The organism is Burkholderia sp. MSMB1835 (genome assembly GCF_001526365.1).
Lineage (GTDB): Bacteria > Pseudomonadota > Gammaproteobacteria > Burkholderiales > Burkholderiaceae > Burkholderia.
The window spans coordinates 54,699-70,500 of record NZ_LOYP01000028.1 but is presented as its reverse complement, the minus strand read 5'-3'; the positions used below and the strand labels follow the sequence as shown (position 1 = coordinate 70,500).

13 protein-coding genes and 1 pseudogene are annotated in these 15,802 nt (G+C 69.2%); 2 read left to right on the top strand and 12 right to left on the bottom strand.

Features of this window, described 5'->3' with window-relative positions:
• The 10 genes and pseudogenes from WS96_RS12315 to hutH form a co-directional block, all read right to left on the bottom strand.
• A pseudogene (locus WS96_RS12315) lies at positions 1-182 on the bottom strand (aspartate aminotransferase family protein); the annotation flags it as partial.
• 28 nt (positions 183-210) lie between these two features.
• Positions 211-1,548: a glutamine synthetase family protein gene (locus tag WS96_RS12310; RefSeq protein WP_059832842.1), complete on the bottom strand. Its 1,338-nt coding sequence runs from the start codon at positions 1,546-1,548 to the stop codon at positions 211-213.
• A 12-nt stretch (positions 1,549-1,560) separates the two neighbouring features.
• Complete coding sequence (locus WS96_RS12305) at positions 1,561-2,361, bottom strand: gamma-glutamyl-gamma-aminobutyrate hydrolase family protein (protein WP_059832850.1); 801 nt, start codon at positions 2,359-2,361, stop codon at positions 1,561-1,563.
• 740 nt (positions 2,362-3,101) lie between these two features.
• Complete coding sequence (gene hutG, locus WS96_RS12300) at positions 3,102-3,899, bottom strand: N-formylglutamate deformylase (protein ID WP_059782103.1); 798 nt, start codon at positions 3,897-3,899, stop codon at positions 3,102-3,104.
• A gap of 61 nt (positions 3,900-3,960) precedes the next feature.
• Complete coding sequence (locus WS96_RS12295) at positions 3,961-5,337, bottom strand: formimidoylglutamate deiminase (RefSeq protein ID WP_059832840.1); 1,377 nt, start codon at positions 5,335-5,337, stop codon at positions 3,961-3,963.
• Between the two features lie 196 nt (positions 5,338-5,533).
• The gene (gene hutI, locus WS96_RS12290; protein WP_059832837.1) at positions 5,534-6,757 is read right to left on the bottom strand and encodes an imidazolonepropionase; all 1,224 of its coding nucleotides are present in this window, start codon (positions 6,755-6,757) and stop codon (positions 5,534-5,536) included.
• A 4-nt stretch (positions 6,758-6,761) separates the two neighbouring features.
• Positions 6,762-7,385, bottom strand: coding sequence for a HutD/Ves family protein (locus WS96_RS12285; protein ID WP_059832833.1), 624 nt, complete (start codon positions 7,383-7,385; stop codon positions 6,762-6,764).
• 2 nt (positions 7,386-7,387) lie between these two features.
• Positions 7,388-9,076 carry a urocanate hydratase gene (gene hutU, locus WS96_RS12280; protein ID WP_059791395.1) on the bottom strand — a complete coding sequence of 563 codons (1,689 nt, stop codon included), beginning with the start codon at positions 9,074-9,076 and terminating at the stop codon, positions 7,388-7,390.
• Positions 9,077-9,115: 39 nt separating this feature from the next.
• A complete protein-coding gene (gene hutC, locus WS96_RS12275; protein ID WP_059832830.1) occupies positions 9,116-9,811 on the bottom strand; it encodes a histidine utilization repressor in 696 nt (231 codons plus the stop codon).
• Between the two features lie 4 nt (positions 9,812-9,815).
• Positions 9,816-11,339 (bottom strand): histidine ammonia-lyase, encoded by a 1,524-nt coding sequence (gene hutH / locus WS96_RS12270; protein WP_059832827.1) that lies wholly within the window; start codon positions 11,337-11,339, stop codon positions 9,816-9,818.
• 212 nt (positions 11,340-11,551) lie between these two features.
• Here hutH and WS96_RS12265 point away from each other — a divergent pair, with 212 nt between their 5' ends.
• Positions 11,552-12,472 (top strand): glutamate/aspartate ABC transporter substrate-binding protein, encoded by a 921-nt coding sequence (locus tag WS96_RS12265; protein ID WP_059832824.1) that lies wholly within the window; start codon positions 11,552-11,554, stop codon positions 12,470-12,472.
• Positions 12,473-12,493: 21 nt separating this feature from the next.
• Here the strand turns inward: WS96_RS12265 and WS96_RS12260 are convergent, their stop codons facing one another.
• A complete protein-coding gene (locus tag WS96_RS12260; protein WP_059832821.1) occupies positions 12,494-13,249 on the bottom strand; it encodes a 4'-phosphopantetheinyl transferase family protein in 756 nt (251 codons plus the stop codon).
• Between the two features lie 130 nt (positions 13,250-13,379).
• A complete protein-coding gene (locus WS96_RS12255) occupies positions 13,380-14,417 on the bottom strand; it encodes an alpha/beta hydrolase family protein (protein ID WP_059832818.1) in 1,038 nt (345 codons plus the stop codon).
• Between the two features lie 280 nt (positions 14,418-14,697).
• Between WS96_RS12255 and WS96_RS12250 the strand changes: the two genes are divergently transcribed.
• Complete coding sequence (locus tag WS96_RS12250) at positions 14,698-15,639, top strand: LysR substrate-binding domain-containing protein (protein WP_059832815.1); 942 nt, start codon at positions 14,698-14,700, stop codon at positions 15,637-15,639.
• Positions 15,640-15,802: the final 163 nt, after the last annotated feature.

Below are 15,802 nucleotides of genomic sequence, written 5' to 3'. Positions count from 1 at the left end.
CCGTCGATCACCTTGTTGCCGTCCGAGTCCCACAGGTAGACGCCGTCGGCCTTGACGATCACGCGGCTGCCCGCGCGATTGAGCGTGCCCATGTCCGAGAACGGGTGGATGTGGTGCGCGGCGTCGAGCGCGCGAAAATCGGCGGTCGAGCGCGGCGAAAAAGCTTCGTTTCGATCGGTCATGTTTTCTCCGTCAAACAGCGCCGCACGCTCACACGTGCAGCAGCAGATGCCTGCGTTCCCACGAGCTGATCACGCGGAAGAACGCTTCGTATTCGGTTTCCTTCAACGCCAGGTAGGCCTTCACGAACTTGTCGCCGAGAATGCCGGCGAGCGGCTCGCACGCGGCCATCAGCGAAATGCCTTCCTCGAGATTGCGCGGCAGCTGGTACGGCAGGTCATAGCCGTCCGATGCGATCGGCTCGGTCGGCGCGAGCTGCTGCATCATGCCGAGATAGCCGGCGGCGAGCGTCGCCGCGAACGCGAGGTACGGGTTGCAGTCGACGCCCGGAATCCGGTTCTCGATGCGCCGCGCGACCGGCGTCGACTGCGGGATCCGGAACCCGACCGTACGGTTGTCGTAGCCCCACTGCACGTTGATCGGCGCGGCCATGAAGCGCGACAGGCGGCGGTACGAGTTGATGTACGGCGCGAAGATCGGCATCAGCGCCGGCGTGTACTTCTGCAGCCCCGCCAGATAGCTGTGGAACAGCGGCGACACGGCGCCGTTTTCGTCGGCGAACAGATTGCGCCCGCTGCGCAGATCCGCCAGGCTCTGATGAATGTGCATCGCGGAACCCGGCTCGTTTTCCATCGGCTTGGCCATGAACGTCGCGTACATGTTGTGACGCAGCGCGGCCTCGCGCACCGTGCGCTTGAACAGGAACACCTGGTCGGCCAGCGACAGCGCGTCGCCGTGCATGAAGTTGATCTCCATCTGCGCGGCGCCGACTTCGTGAATCAGCGTCTCGATATCGAGGCCCTGCATTTCGCAGTACTCGTAGATATCCTCGAACAGCGGATCGAACTCGTTGACGGCCTCGATCGAATACGACTGGCGGCCCGTTTCCGCCCGCCCCGTACGACCGACCGGCGGACGCAGCGGCAGGTCGGGATCGGCGTTCATGTCGACCAGATAGAACTCCAGCTCGGGCGCGACCACGGGCTTCCAGCCCTTCGCCTCGTACAGGTCGAGCACGCGCCGCAGCACGTAGCGCGGCGAGATCTCGACCGGCGAGCCGTCGAAATGCACGCAATCGTGGATCACCTGCGCGGTCGGATCGACCGCCCACGGGATCAGGCAGATCGTCGACGGATCGGGCACGCACACCATGTCGGGATCGGTCACGCCGGTCAGCGTGCCGTCCTCCGGATAGTCGCCGGTGACGGTCTGCACCATCACGGCCTGCGGCAGGCGCATCGATTCGCCGGATTCGAATTTGTTGCGCGGAATGATCTTGCCGCGCGCGATGCCGGCCATGTCGGGAATGATCGCCTCGACTTCGGTGATACGGTGCTGTCGCAGGAATTCGCTCAGTTCGGCTTGCATGATCGGCCTCGTTCAGTCGATGTCGGATGCGGCCGGCGTCGCGCCGCCGGCCGCATGAATACGGTGCGTCATGTGCGCGCGGCACGCCGCGCCGAATGCCGCGAAGATGTCGCGCGACAGCGACTGCTCCGCGTAGCGCCACTCGGGATGCCACTGCACGCCCAGCGCGAACGCGCGCGCGCCGCGCACGCTGACGGCCTCGACCAGTCCGTCGGGCGCGCTCGCCTCGATCGCGAGCCCCGCGCCCAGGCGCGCGATGCCCTGGTCGTGCAGCGAATTGACCGTCGCCTCGTGCGCGCCGCGCGCGATCCGCTGCAGCAGGCCGCCGGGGGCGAACTGCACGACGTGCGCGGGACCGTACTGCCGTTCGAGCGGATCGTCCGGCCGTTCGCGATGGTCGTCGAAGCCGGTCGTCGCATGCAGCCGCTGATGCAGCGTGCCGCCATACGCGACGTTCAGCTCCTGCATGCCGCGGCAGATCGCGAGCACGGGCACGCCCGCGTCGATCGCCGCGCGGATCAGCGGCAACGCGGTCGCATCGCGCGCCGGATCGTGCAGCGTGTCGGACGTGCTCGCGGCGCCGCCGTAATGATGCGGCTCGACGTTCGAATAGCTGCCGGTCAACAGCAGCCCGTCGACGGCCGCGACGATCGCGTCGGCCGGCTGCCGCGCGCCGAGCGCGGGCAGCACGAACGCCAGCGCGCCGGCGCCGTCGACGACGGCGGCGAGGTACTTCTCGCCCGCCGCATGGTTCGGATGCGCACCGCGCAGGATGCGGTCGGCGGTAACGGCTACGATCGGTCGCGCACGCATCGGCGTCTCTCCGGTGATGGCGCGCGACACGCTTGCGCGCACAACGATGCAGGTTCGCGGGTGCCCCGCACGCGCGCGCCATCGCGAAACGCAGGCGCATTCGCAAGCGCATACGCGAGCCTACCGCGCGGAAACTGCGGCAACAGGCGGTGCGGGCCGGGACGGAAGCGGAACGGGACGCTAGGGCAACAACGATGCGCTGCCGTCGCACTGCACCGCGCTGAACACGTGCGCGGTCACGAGATTGAAGCGGCGCGGGCCGCGATGGGAAATGGCGAAGAAGCGAGGCTCGCGTAACGGGGCGGCGCGCGTGCCGCGATCAGCATGCCGGTTCGGCCCGGCCTGAGGCGGCGCGCCCGCCGACGGACTTCGCGTCCGGCGTATCGAAGGGCTGGCGGCTTTCACGATCGTACTCGACTGACTGATGAAGGCAGGACACGTGTCGCAATGCCGCGTGGCGGCACGTGAGCAAGATGTCTTGCGCGCATTCCGGCGCAGTGCGGCCATCGTCGATGGCCTCGCCGCCGGTACGCGCGTGACGACTTCCTGACATTCAGCTTATATCACTTAAAAATTGCGTCAAATTTTCAGGTGCCGATGACGACATCGGTCAGACGAAAAAAACCGGCATCGACCGCGCGGATCGATGCCGTTTTGTGCATTGCACCGGCTTGCCTGCTACGTGTCGACGGGGCGGGACGCACTGTCGCGCCGCGCCGCCGCATGCAGGCGGCCCGTGCTCAACGATGTGCGAGGGCGGTTTCGACGAGCGTCTGCAGCAGCGGCACGATCCGCGCGGCACGCGCTTCGTCGTACGCGTACGGACGCGTCTCTTCCATGTAGGTGATCTGCGACAGTTCGAGCTGCACGGCCTCGACACCGGTATCGGGCACGCCATAGTGACGCGTGATGTAGCCGCCCTTGAAGCGCCCGTTCGCGACGGCCGTATAGCCGCCGTGCGCGAGCACGCGCGCGGCCAGCGCCTCCGCGAGGCCGGGCGCCGCGCTCGCGCCGCTCGACGTGCCGAAGTTGAAGTCCGGCAGGCGGCCGTCGAAGAAACGCGGCACGTGCGAGCGGATCGAATGCGCTTCCCACACGAGCACGCGGCCGTGTTCGCCCTTCAGGCGCGCGATCTCGCGTTGCAGCGCGTCGTGATACGGCAGCCAGTAGCGATCGCGGCGACGCATGATCTCGTCGTTGCCGGGCAGCGCGTTCGCCGGATACAGCGGCGCCTTGTCGAACGTATCGACCGGCACGAGCCCCGTCGTGTCCTGCCCCGGATACAGGTTCTCGTTGTCGGGCGGACGGTTCAGGTCGACGACGTAACGCGCATGCGACGGCACGAGGATCGATGCGCCGAGATCGGCCGCGAAGCCGTACAGCCGCTCGAGATGCCAGTCGCAATCGTCGACGAAACGCGCATCGGGCGTCATCGTCGCGGCGATGTCGTCGGGGATGTACGTGCCTGCGTGCGGAATCGAGATCAGCAGCGGCAGCGTGCCCTGCTTCAGCGTGAATACAGCCGGTTGTTCAGTCATGTCGCATCACCGTGTAAGAGTCTGCCGGCGCACGCATGCGGCGTGCGCCGGTTGCCGCGCATCAGCGCAGCAGTTGCGCCAGCGCGGCGCGGTAGTCGGCATACGCGGCGGCTTCGTCGCGATGGCGGCGGCCGCTCACGACGCGCTCGCCGCCCGTGTAGACGTCGAGCACCGGCGTCTCGCCGTGCTCGGCGAACACGACGCCCGACAGCCATGCCGCGCTGTCGTGCTCGGCGATCGCCGGATGATCGGGATCGAGCACGAGCCAGTCGGCGCGACAGCCTGCGCGCAGCGCACCGACGCGTCGCCCGCTCGCCTGCGCGCCGCCCGCGAGCGACGCATCGAACAGGCGATCGGCGACGTGCGCCTGCGACTCGCTCGCCAGCACGTTGCGCGCGCGGTGCACGAGCCGCTGCCCGTATTCGAGCAGGCGCAGCTCCGAGCGCCACTCGACCGACGCGTGGCTGTCCGAGCCGACGCCGATTACGCCGCCCTGCGCGAGATAGTCGACCGCCGGGAACACGCCGTCGCCGAGGTTCGCTTCGGTCGTCAGGCACAGGCCCGCGACCGCGCGACGCTTCGCGAGCGCCGCCGTCTCGGCCGCGTCGACGTGCGTCGCGTGCACGAGGCACCAGCGCGCATCGACGTCGAAGCGATCGAGCAGCCATTGTACGGGGCGTGCGCCGTAGGCGCGGACGCAGTCGTCGACTTCGGCCGTCTGCTCGGCGATGTGGATATGCACCGGCGCATCGTCGGGCAGCCCTTCGAGCAGCACGCGCAGCCCGTTCTCGGACACCGCGCGCAGCGAATGCGGCGCGACGCCGTAGCGCAGCCCGCCGTGTTCGGGCGCCGCGCGACGCATCGCGTCGAGCAGTTCGAGCACGCCGTCGGGCGTGTTGATGAAGCGGCGCTGGTCGTCGCGCGGCGGCTTGTTGCCGAAGCCGGCGAACTGGTACGACACGGGCAGCATCGTGATGCCGATGCCGGCCGCGCGCGCCGCATCGACCACGCGCGTGCCGAGTTCCGCGATCCGCGGATAGCGCGAGCCGTCCTGCGCATGATGCACGTAGTGGAATTCGCACACCGACGTGTAGCCGCACTTGAGCATCTCGACATACAGCCAGCGCGCAATCGCCGCGAGCGCGTCGGGCGTGATCTTCAGTGCGAAGCGGTACATCAGGTCGCGCCAGCTCCAGAAGCTGTCGGCGGGATTCGCGCGGTATTCGGTGAGCCCGGCCATCGCGCGCTGGAACGCGTGCGAATGCAGGTTCGGCATGCCGGGCAGCACCGGCCCGGCTGCGCGCGCGACACCTGCCGGCGCGTCGGCGTCGGGCGTCACGTCGGTCAGCGTGCCGGTTGCGTCCCAGCACAACAGCACGTTGCGGCGCCAGCCATCGGGCAGGTAGGCATGGTCCGCGAACAACAGGGTATCGGTCATGGCGAGTCCTCATCGACCGGCTCGAGCGCGTCAGCGTCTCGTCCGGCCCGGTGCCGCAGCCGGCAGGCGCGCGCGTCGCGCCCAGCGCCCGCCTCGCGGCGATCGACCGGAGGGCGCCGTGGTGCGCCGGGTCCGGTCCCATGCAAAACGTCGGCCGGACCGGGCCGTCACGACCCGGCCCGAGCCGTCGCGAAACTTATCCGTTCATCCGGCGAAACACGGTCGTGCCGCCGCGTACGACCTGCTCGCACAGCGGCCGGCCGATCCAGTACGCGAGCTCGGCCAGCGAACCGACCGACCAGACGGCGAAATCGGCCTGACGACCGACCTCGAGCGCGCCGTGGCGATCCGCGCGGCCCAGCGCCGCGGCCGCGTGGCGCGTGACGCCCTGCAGCACCTCGGGCACCGTCATGCGGAACAGCGTGCAGCCCATGTTCAGCGTCAGCAGCAGCGATTCGAGCGGCGACGTGCCGGGGTTGTGGTCGGTCGCCAGTGCGATCGGCACGCCGTGCTTGCGCAGCAGCTCGAGCGGCGGCAGTTGCGTTTCGCGGATGAAGTAGTACGCGCCGGGCAGCAGCACGGCGACCGTGCCGGCCGCCTTCATCGCCTCGACACCGGCTTCGTCGAGAAATTCGAGGTGGTCGGCGGACAGCGCGCGGTAACGCGCGGCGAGCGCCGTCCCGCCCGCATTCGACAGTTGCTCCGCATGCAGCTTCACCGGCAGCCCGCGCCGGGTCGCGGTGTCGAACACGCGCTCGGTCTGCGCGAGCGAAAAACCGATGCGCTCGCAGAACACGTCGACCGCGTCGACGAGCCCTTCGTCGGCCAGCGTCGGCAGCATCCGGTCGCATACTTCGTCGATGTACGCGTCCGCGCGCCCCGCATATTCGGGCGGCAGCGCATGCGCGCCGAGAAAGGTCGTGTAGACCGTGACCGGGAAGCGCTCGCCGAGCTGGCGCGCGACGCGCAGCATCTTGCGCTCGCTCGCGAGGTCGAGCCCGTAGCCCGACTTGATCTCGATCGCGGTCACGCCTTCGGCGAGCAGCGGCTGCAGGCGCGCGGCGGCCTGCACGAACAGCGTCGTCTCGTCGGCCGCGCGCGTCGCGCGCACCGTCGATACGATTCCGCCGCCCTGCCGGGCGATTTCCTCGTAGCTGACGCCGGCGAGGCGCTGCGCGAACTCGTCCGCACGCGTGCCGCCATACACGAGGTGCGTATGGCAGTCGACGAGGCCCGGCGTCACCCACGCGCCGTGCAAGTCCTCGCGCCGCCAATGCGCATAGCCGTGCGGCAGCGCGGACAACGCGCCGAGCCACGCGATCGCGCCGGTTTCGTCGACGGCGATCGCCGCGTCGTCGATCGTCTCGTCGGGATGGCCATGCGGACACAGCCTCAGGTGATGCCAGACAGTCGGTTTCATGCGTTCAGTCTCGTTCGCCGACGGTGAGCGAGACGGCGAGCAGCGCGCCGCTTCCGCTCACGACGACGTCAAACGCACGCCGCGGCCCGTCGAGCCGCAACGTGTCCATTTCCTGCAGTGCGTGGTGCGCGCCGTCGATCTCGACGCCGACCGCACCCGTCGCGCAGAACAGCAGGACGGTATCGGCGCGCTCGATGCGGTGCATGCCCTCGGGCCACACGTCGACCGACCCGCGCGCGGCCGAACGGCGCGTCATCAGGTTGAAGTCGCGCGTCGCGCCGTCGTGCAGCGTCGCGTCGATCGCCGTCTCGCCCGCGAAATCCGCGCGGGCGAGCGGTGCGTCGAGCACGTGCCGCGTGCCGCCCGCTTCGGCGAGCGTCATGCCCGCGCCGGACAGCAGCACGAGCGTGCGGTCGACGCCGTCGAAACGCGAGAACGGCCCGGCCGTGCCGACGTCCGCGACGCTCACGCGCCATGCGAACGCGTCGAGCGCAGCACCCGGCGGGAACGCGCCGATCTCGCGCGTCACGCCGCCGCCGTTCTTCCACGGCGACGCAACGAGATCCGCCGCGCGGATCAGCGCGGCGGCCAGCGTTGCGTGCAGCGGCGCATGGTCGAGCGCCGTCATGCTCAGCGGCCGAGCATCGGCAGCTTCAGGCCGGCTTCGCGAGCCGTCTGCTGCGCGAGTTCGTAGCCGGCATCCGCATGGCGCATCACGCCCGTCGCCGGGTCGTTCAGCAGCACGCGACCGAGACGCTCGTGCGCGTCGGCGGTCCCGTCGGCGACGATCACGACGCCCGAGTGCTGCGAGAAGCCCATGCCGACGCCGCCGCCATGGTGCAGCGACACCCACGACGCGCCGCCTGCCGTGTTCAGCAGCGCGTTGAGCAGCGGCCAGTCGCTGACGGCGTCCGAACCGTCCTTCATCGATTCCGTCTCGCGGTTCGGGCTCGCGACCGAACCGGTGTCGAGGTGGTCGCGGCCGATCACGATCGGGGCCTTCAGTTCGCCGTTCTTCACCATCTCGTTGAACGCCTGGCCGAGGCGATAGCGATCCTTCACGCCAACCCAGCAGATCCGTGCCGGCAGGCCCTGGAACGCGATGCGCTCGCGCGCCATGTCGAGCCAGTTGTGCAGGTGCGGATCGTCGGGGATCAGCTCCTTCACCTTCTGGTCGGTCTTGTAGATGTCTTCCGGATCGCCCGACAGCGCGACCCAGCGGAACGGGCCCTTGCCTTCGCAGAACAGCGGGCGGATGTACGCCGGCACGAAGCCCGGGAAGTCGAACGCGTTCTCGACGCCCATTTCCAGCGCCATCTGGCGGATGTTGTTGCCGTAGTCGAGCGTCGCCGCGCCGCGTTCCTGCAGCGCCAGCATCGCGCGGACCTGGACGGCCATCGACTGCTTCGCGACCTTCACGATACTCTGCGGATCGACCTTCTGCGCTTCGCGCCATTGCGCGACGGTCCAGCCTTGCGGCAGGTAGCCGTTGATCGGGTCGTGCGCGCTCGTCTGGTCGGTCACGCAGTCCGGCGTGATGCCGCGCGTGACGAGTTCCGCGAACACGTCGGCTGCGTTGCCGAGCAGGCCGACCGACACCGGCTTGCCGGTGCGCTTCGCTTCGTCGATCATGCCGAGCGCTTCGTCGAGCGTCGTCGCCTTCTTGTCGACGTAGCGCGTCTTCAGGCGGAAGTCGATACGCGTCTCGTCGCACTCGACCGCGATCATCGAGAAGCCGGCCATCGTCGCGGCGAGCGGTTGCGCGCCGCCCATCCCGCCCAGGCCGCCCGTCAGGATCCAGCGGCCCGACGGATCGCCGTTGAAGTGCTGGTTCGCGACCGAGAAGAACGTTTCGTAGGTGCCCTGCACGATGCCCTGGCTGCCGATGTAGATCCAGCTGCCGGCCGTCATCTGGCCGTACATCATCAGGCCCTTGCGATCGAGCTCGTGGAAGTGGTCCCAGTTCGCCCAGTGCGGCACCAGGTTCGAGTTCGCGAGCAGCACGCGCGGCGCATCCTTGTGCGTGCGGAACACGCCGACCGGCTTGCCCGACTGGATCAGCAGCGTTTCGTTCTCCTCGAGGTCCTTCAGCGACGCGAGGATCTGGTCGTAGCATTCCCAGTTGCGCGCCGCGCGGCCGATGCCGCCGTACACGACGAGCGCGTGCGGGTGCTCGGCGACTTCCGGATCGAGGTTGTTCTGGATCATCCGGTAGGCCGCTTCGGCCAGCCAGGTCTTGCAGGTTTTCTCGCTGCCGCGCGGCGCGCGGATCGTGCGCGTCGGATCGAGGCGGGGATCGATGTGTTTCGGATGGTTCATGACGACTGCTCCCGAAGGAAAATGAATATCAACAAGGAATCAGAAATGCCCGGTGAAGCGATAACGGCTGCCGGGATGCCACAGATTCGCCACCGAGGCGACGACGCCCTGCGACCAGGTGCGCCGATGTAAAACCAGACACGGCTCGACGTCGTCCATCCGCAGCTGCTCGCGCCGCTCCGGCGCCGGGGCCGCCGCTTCGATCCGGTACTCGACGCGCTGCAGCGGCGCCGCGCGCATCAGGTACAGGTTCGGCGTCGTGTTCGTGAAATCCTGCGCGGCGTAATCCGGCGCGACCGCCGGATTCACCCATCGTTCTTCGAGCTGCACCGGCTCGCCGTTCTCGAAGTGCAGCACCTGCGAATGAAACAGCTTCGTGCGCACGGCCACCTGCATCTCGTCGGCGAGCGCCTCGTCGGCGCGGATCGTGTCGAGCCCGAGCACGCTCGCGCGATACGCATGCCCGCGCGCGCCGACTTCCTCGGAGATGCTGCGGATCGCCACCAGCGTCGACTCGTACTTCGGCCGCGCGACGTAGGTGCCCGCGCCCTTCATCCGCGTGAGCACCTGCTCGGCCGTCAACTCGCGCAGCGCGCGGTTGACGGTCATGCGCGCCACCTTGAACTCGCGCGCCAGTTCGTTCTCGGACGGCACCTGGTCGCCCTCCTCCCACTCGCCGGCGTGGATGCGGGCCAGGATGAAGTCCTTGATCTCCTGGTAGACCGGCGCGCTCATCGGCTTACTGTTCCGATGCGAACGAGAACGGTGCGACCTTCGCGAACGCGCGCTCGCCGACGAGCTTCGCGATCACCGCGATGTCCGGCGCGAAGTAGTGGTCGAGTTCGTAGTGCGCGACCTGGGCGCGGATCGTCTCCATCACCGGCGCGAGCTTCGGGCTCGTGTGGTACGGCGCGCGCAAGTCGACGCCCTGGGCAGCGGCCAGCAGTTCGATTGCGAGGATGTGCTTCGTGTTGTCCGCGATGTCGGCGAGCTTGCGCGCGGCGAACGTCGCCATCGACACGTGGTCTTCCTGGTTCGCGGAAGTCGGCAGCGAGTCGACCGACGCCGGGTGCGCGAGCGTCTTGTTTTCCGACGCGAGGGCGGCCGCCGTCACGTGCGCGATCATGAAGCCGGAGTTCACGCCGCCGTCCTTCACGAGGAACGGGGGCAGGCCCGACAGCGTCGCATCGATCAGCAGCGCGATGCGGCGCTCGGCCAGCGCGCCGATTTCCGCCGCGGCGAGCGCGAGGTTGTCGGCCGCGAACGCGACGGGCTCGGCGTGGAAGTTGCCGCCCGACAGCACTTCGCCGGTATCCGGGAAGATCAGCGGGTTGTCCGACACGGCGTTCGCTTCGACCAGCAGCACGTCGGCCGCATGGCGCATCTGGTCCAGGCACGCGCCCATCACCTGCGGCTGGCAGCGCAGGCTGTACGGATCCTGCACCTTGTCGCAGTCGCGGTGCGACTGGTTGATCGGCGAGCCTTCGAGCAGCTCGCGGTACGACGCGGCCGCGTCGATCTGGCCTTGATGGCCGCGCAGTTCGTGGATGCGCGCGTCGAACGGCTTCACCGAGCCGGCTGCCGCGTCGACCGACAGCGCGCCCGCGACGAGCGCGGTGCGGTACAGGTCCTCGATCGCGAACATGTTGTCGAGCGCGAGCGCCGTCGACGCCTGCGTGCCGTTCAGGAGCGCCAGGCCTTCCTTCGCCTGCAGCGTCAGCGGCGCGAGGCCCGCGACGCGCAAGCCGTCGAGCGCGCTCGCCCGCTCGCCGCGGATGAACACTTCGCCGACGCCGAGCAGCACGGCCGACATGTGCGCGAGCGGCGCGAGGTCGCCCGATGCGCCGACCGAGCCCTTCACCGGAATCAGCGGCAGCACGTCGGCGTTGAACAGCGTGATCAGCGCATCCATCACTTCACGGCGGATGCCCGAGTGGCCGCGGCCGAGGCTCGACAGCTTCAGCGCCATCAGCAGGCGCACCGACGAGCGCGCCATCGGCTCGCCGACGCCCACCGCATGCGACAGCACCAGGTTCTTCTGCAGCAGTTCGAGCTGGTCGTGCGGGATGTGGGTGCTCGCCAGGCGGCCGAAGCCCGTGTTGATGCCGTAGGCCGGCTCGCCCTTCGCCGCGATGTCGGCGACGGCCTTCGCGCCCGCGTCGATCTTCGCGAAGCTCGCCGGGTCGAGCTTCAGTTGCACGGATTCGCGAGCGATCCGGCGCAGTTGCGGGAGGGTCAGGTGGCCGGGGGTCAACGTAATCATGTGAGCAATCCTGTCTAGACAAGTTCGGAATGGATTGAAGTGTAGCCACGTCAACTTGTCTAGACAACCGGTTTTTCGCCGATTTCGACTCGGGAGTTTCCCTGATGCCCCGCAGCCCCGCCGGACTGGCCCGCCAGGACCGGGCATTAACATATGTTGCAATTATTTTGTCTTTGGAAACATACGAATCACCATTCGCTCCGGAGACCGCCATGCCATTCCCGTCACGATTCGCCGCCCGCGTCGGCCGCTCCCTGCTCGTCGCCGCGTGCGCGCTCGCGTGCGGCGCGCCCTTCGCCGCCGAGCCGTCGTCCGGCACGCTCGAGAAAGTCCGGCAGGCCAACCTGATTTCGATCGGCCATCGCGAAACGTCGGTGCCGTTCTCGTATGTCGATGCGGGCGGCAAGGTCGTCGGCTTCTCGCAGGACCTGTGCGACCGCGTGATCGCCGCGGTGAAGGCGCGCACCGGCAAGCCCGACCTGCAGGTGCGCTTCATTCCGGTCACGTCGCAGAACCGCATTCCGCTCGTGCAGAACGGCACCGTCGATCTCGAATGCGGCGTGACGACCAATCTCGCCGCGCGCCATGCGCAGGTCGCGTTCTCGACCACTTTCTTCGTCGCGACGACGCGCCTGCTCACGCGCACGAACTCGGGCATCCGCGACTTCCCCGATCTCGCCGGCAAGACGGTCGTGACGAACCAGGGCACGACGTCCGAACGCCTGCTGCGCAAGATGAACGAGGAAAAGAAGATGAACATGCAGATCATCAGCGCAAAGGACTACGGCGAAGGACGCCTCACGCTCGAATCGGGCCGCGCGGCCGCGTACATGATGGACGACGTGCTGCTCGCGGGCGTGCGCCAGCTCGCCGCGAAGCCGGCCGACTGGCAGATCGTCGGCACGCCGCAATCGTCGGAAGCCTACGGGTTCATGCTGCGCAAGGACGATCCGCAGTTCAAGGCGCTCGTCGACGGCGTGCTCGTGCAGTTGATGAAAAGCGGCGAGATCAACGCGCTGTACGACAAATGGTTCATGAAGCCGGTGCCGCCGAAGGGGCTGGCGTTCGACTTCCCGATGAGCGACGCGATCAAGGCGCGCTATGCGGCGCCGAACGACGCGCCGCTCGAGTAAGCGCCGCGCGTCGGCACCGGCTTACGCGCGCGTCCACGCGACGCACGCCGCGTAGCCGGGCGCCGCGTCGAGCCACGCCGCGTCGAACGCCGCGACGCCGGCGGCGGGCGCGGCCGGCTCGACGATCGTCGTCGCAGGCGTCGTGGCGTCGCGCGGCGGCACGACCGCGAACGCGCGCAGCCCGCCGACGAGGCCGGTGCCGAGCGCCTTGAGCAGCGCCTCCTTCGCGGACCACACGCGCATGAATTCGCGCTCGCGCGCGCCGGGCGGCAGGCCGTCGAGATACGCGACCTCCGCGGGGGCGCACACTTCGCGCGTCAGCGCGCGCCAGTCGGCCGCGCGGTTGCAGCCCTCGATATCGACGCCGACGCGGCCCGCCGGCGCCCACGCGATCAGCGCATGATCGCCTGCGTGCGACACGTTGAAATCGAGCGCCGCGCGATGCATGGGGTCCAGCGACGGCCGCCCCGATGCGTCGACGACGATCTCGACCGCGTGCGCGGCGATGCCGAGCGCCGCGCCGAGCACGTCGCGCAACGCGGCGCGCGTCGCCGCACTGCGCACCGCATCCTCGTGCCGCAGGAAGCGCGCGGCGCGTGCGCGCTCGCCGTCGCTCAGCGCCGCATACGCGGGCGACGCGAGCGGCACGCGCCAGTCGAAATCGACGCGCGCGATCCGCACGCCGGCGCGCGTCGCGGCGGGCGGCACGTCGAGCGCATGCACGCGCCACGCGCGCGGCGTTGCAACGGGAGAAGCGGAATCGGACGGAATGGGCATCGGTGCGCGGCAGACAGCTGTGCCGTTAAACGAAACGCCCGATGTTAATCGATCGCGCCGACCTGCGGCCGCTGCCGCCGGATCGAAAAGCAAACGGGGACAGCGCGTTGCGTTCGTCGTATACGCCGCGTCATCCGTTCGCGGCCCTGCCCTGCGCGCCGCTCCCCGTCAGCCGTCCGCGCGACGCCGGGTGCAGCGCATGCACGGCGCCCGGCGCATCGGCCGGCAGCACGCCGTGTTGCAGCCAGTACGACGCGACGGGCCACAGCGTGTCGGTGAAGCGGCTGTGGAAAAACGCGAAATGGCCGATCGCCTCGACGCCGACGTCGGCCGGCGCGATCCGCAGATGCGTGACGTTGCTGCCCGTGTAATAGCCGACCAGCCGCTCGATCGCGTCGACCGTGCCGAACGCGTCGTCGTCGAGGCCGATCGCGAGCATCGGCGCCGACAGCCCCGCGAAGCGCGCCGGTAACGCGGCGCGACTCGCTGCGCCGTCGTCGAGCACGCTGCCGATGTAACCATCCTCGAAGCGCGGCCGCGAACGCGCCCACGACAGCGCGACCCCGCGCGGCGTGTCCTCCATCCAGCCGAGCCGCTTCGCGGGCACGTAGCCGAACACGGCCGCGAGCGCGGGCATCGCGACATGCCACTTCCACCACATGCGGCGCCGCTCGGCGGGCAGGTAATCGCGCCAGTACGCATACTGCGCGCCGACGGTCACCACATGCCGCACGTGCACGTTCGATGCCGCGAGGCCGAGCACGCAGCCGCCGATGCTGTGCGCGACCACATCGAGCGGCTGGCCCGCAAACGCGTCGCGCGCGTAATGCAGCGCGGCCTCGCAATCGAGCCGCCCCCAGTCGAGCCAGGTCGCGCGCAGCTTCGCGAGCTGCGCCGGGCGCGACCCGCCGATGCCGCGATAGTCGTAGACGAGCACGTCGCGCCCCTGCGCGAACAGCCAGGCCGCGAAACGAAAGTAGTAGTCGCAGCGCACCGACGTCGCGCAATTGACGACCGTCACGGGCCGCACGCCGCCGCCGCGATGGCGCCAGACATGGCCGCGCAACAGGTAGCCGTCGGCCGCGCGCAGCGTCACGGGCTCGGGCGGCAATGCGCCTGCCGCGCGAGTGCCTGGCGCCGCGCCGCTTTCCTCGTTCGAAATCGTCATCGTGTCTCCTGTCGGTCCGAGTGGGCGCTTGAGCGCTTACCTGGACCCCATGCATCGCGATCGCCCCAGTTGGCGCTGCCGCGCTTACCGGGTTCTCGTACAGGGCGGTCGCCCTCGTTAGCGTTTCGGCGCTTACTGGAATCCCATGCTTCCGGGTCGGTCCGGGTCGCCGCCTCGGCGCTTGCTCGGTCCCGCTTCCGCGATCGACCCGCCTCCATTGAACTTGACGCGTGCCGCGTTCTCAACCAATCTTGCTGCTCCGTTCGCATGAGCCACACGCATGTCAACGCCACTCGTCCGTCTCCCGTCGCTCGATCTCGTCCGCGGTTTCGTCGCCGTCGGCCGCCGCATGAGCATCACGCTCGCCGCGCAGGACCTGTGCGTCACGCAGTCGGCGGTCAGCCGTCAGGTCCATGCGCTCGAAGCGCATCTCGGCGTGACCTTGCTGCAGCGTGGCTACCGGAAGATCGCGTTCACGCCGGAAGGCGAGCGGCTGTTCCACGTCGCCGATGCGGCGCTGCACAGCCTGCAGGACACCGTCGCGTCGCTCGCCGCCGCGCGCGAGCGCCAGCCCGTGACGATCACCGCCAGCATCGGCGTGACCGCGCTCTGGCTGCTGCCGCGGCTCGGACGGTTGCAGGCGCGGCTGCCCGCGATCGACCTACGCGTCGCCGCGAACGACAAGGTACTCGATTTGCGCGCCGAAGGCATCGACCTCGGCATCCGCTACTGCCCGCGCGACCGTGCGCCGGCCGGTGCGCTGCGTCTGTTCGACGAGATCGTCGTGCCGGTCGCGCATCCCGCGCTCGCCGCGCGGCCGGTCGCGAGCGCGGCGGCGATCGCCGATCACGTGCTGCTCGAATTCGACGGGCCGCCGCAGCCGCAACTGCAGTGGCACGCGCACCTGCACGCGGCGGGGCTCGGCGACGCGCGCCCGAAAGGCGTGTTGCGCTTCAACCAGTACGACCAGGTGATCCAGGCCGCGATCGCGGGCCAGGGCATCGCGCTCGGCCGGCTCGCGCTCGTCGCGCCGATGCTCGCCGACGGCCGGCTCGCGGTGCTCGGGCCGCACACGCAGACGCGATCGGAAACGTACGGCTACTGGCTGTTCCAGCACGATCCGGCCCCGCGCCGCGAAGTCGCCGACGTGCGCGACTGGATACTCGCCGAAGCGGCCGAATGCGACGCGGCGATGCACGCGCACGATACGACGTCGGCCTGAGCCGGCGATGCGGATGCGCGCGAGCGCAGACGACGGCCGCCCGCTTCGCATTCCCGTTGCGCATGTCAACCTGACCGAATGATCGCTTGAGCGACAGCCGCCCCGCTCGTCTAATCGGGATCGAGCGCGGCCGTTTCGCCGCGCGCCTTCATCCGGAGACACG

Coding starts and splice junctions, on each gene's coding strand:
- WS96_RS12310 (WP_059832842.1), bottom strand. CDS start 1,548: ATGCAAGCCGAACTGAGCGAATTCCTGCGACAGCACCGTATCACCGAA.
- WS96_RS12305 (WP_059832850.1), bottom strand. CDS start 2,361: ATGCGTGCGCGACCGATCGTAGCCGTTACCGCCGACCGCATCCTGCGC.
- hutG (WP_059782103.1), bottom strand. CDS start 3,899: ATGACTGAACAACCGGCTGTATTCACGCTGAAGCAGGGCACGCTGCCG.
- WS96_RS12295 (WP_059832840.1), bottom strand. CDS start 5,337: ATGACCGATACCCTGTTGTTCGCGGACCATGCCTACCTGCCCGATGGC.
- hutI (WP_059832837.1), bottom strand. CDS start 6,757: ATGAAACCGACTGTCTGGCATCACCTGAGGCTGTGTCCGCATGGCCAT.
- WS96_RS12285 (WP_059832833.1), bottom strand. CDS start 7,385: ATGACGGCGCTCGACCATGCGCCGCTGCACGCAACGCTGGCCGCCGCG.
- hutU (WP_059791395.1), bottom strand. CDS start 9,076: ATGAACCATCCGAAACACATCGATCCCCGCCTCGATCCGACGCGCACG.
- hutC (WP_059832830.1), bottom strand. CDS start 9,811: ATGAGCGCGCCGGTCTACCAGGAGATCAAGGACTTCATCCTGGCCCGC.
- hutH (WP_059832827.1), bottom strand. CDS start 11,339: ATGATTACGTTGACCCCCGGCCACCTGACCCTCCCGCAACTGCGCCGG.
- WS96_RS12265 (WP_059832824.1), top strand. CDS start 11,552: ATGCCATTCCCGTCACGATTCGCCGCCCGCGTCGGCCGCTCCCTGCTC.
- WS96_RS12260 (WP_059832821.1), bottom strand. CDS start 13,249: ATGCCCATTCCGTCCGATTCCGCTTCTCCCGTTGCAACGCCGCGCGCG.
- WS96_RS12255 (WP_059832818.1), bottom strand. CDS start 14,417: ATGACGATTTCGAACGAGGAAAGCGGCGCGGCGCCAGGCACTCGCGCG.
- WS96_RS12250 (WP_059832815.1), top strand. CDS start 14,698: ATGTCAACGCCACTCGTCCGTCTCCCGTCGCTCGATCTCGTCCGCGGT.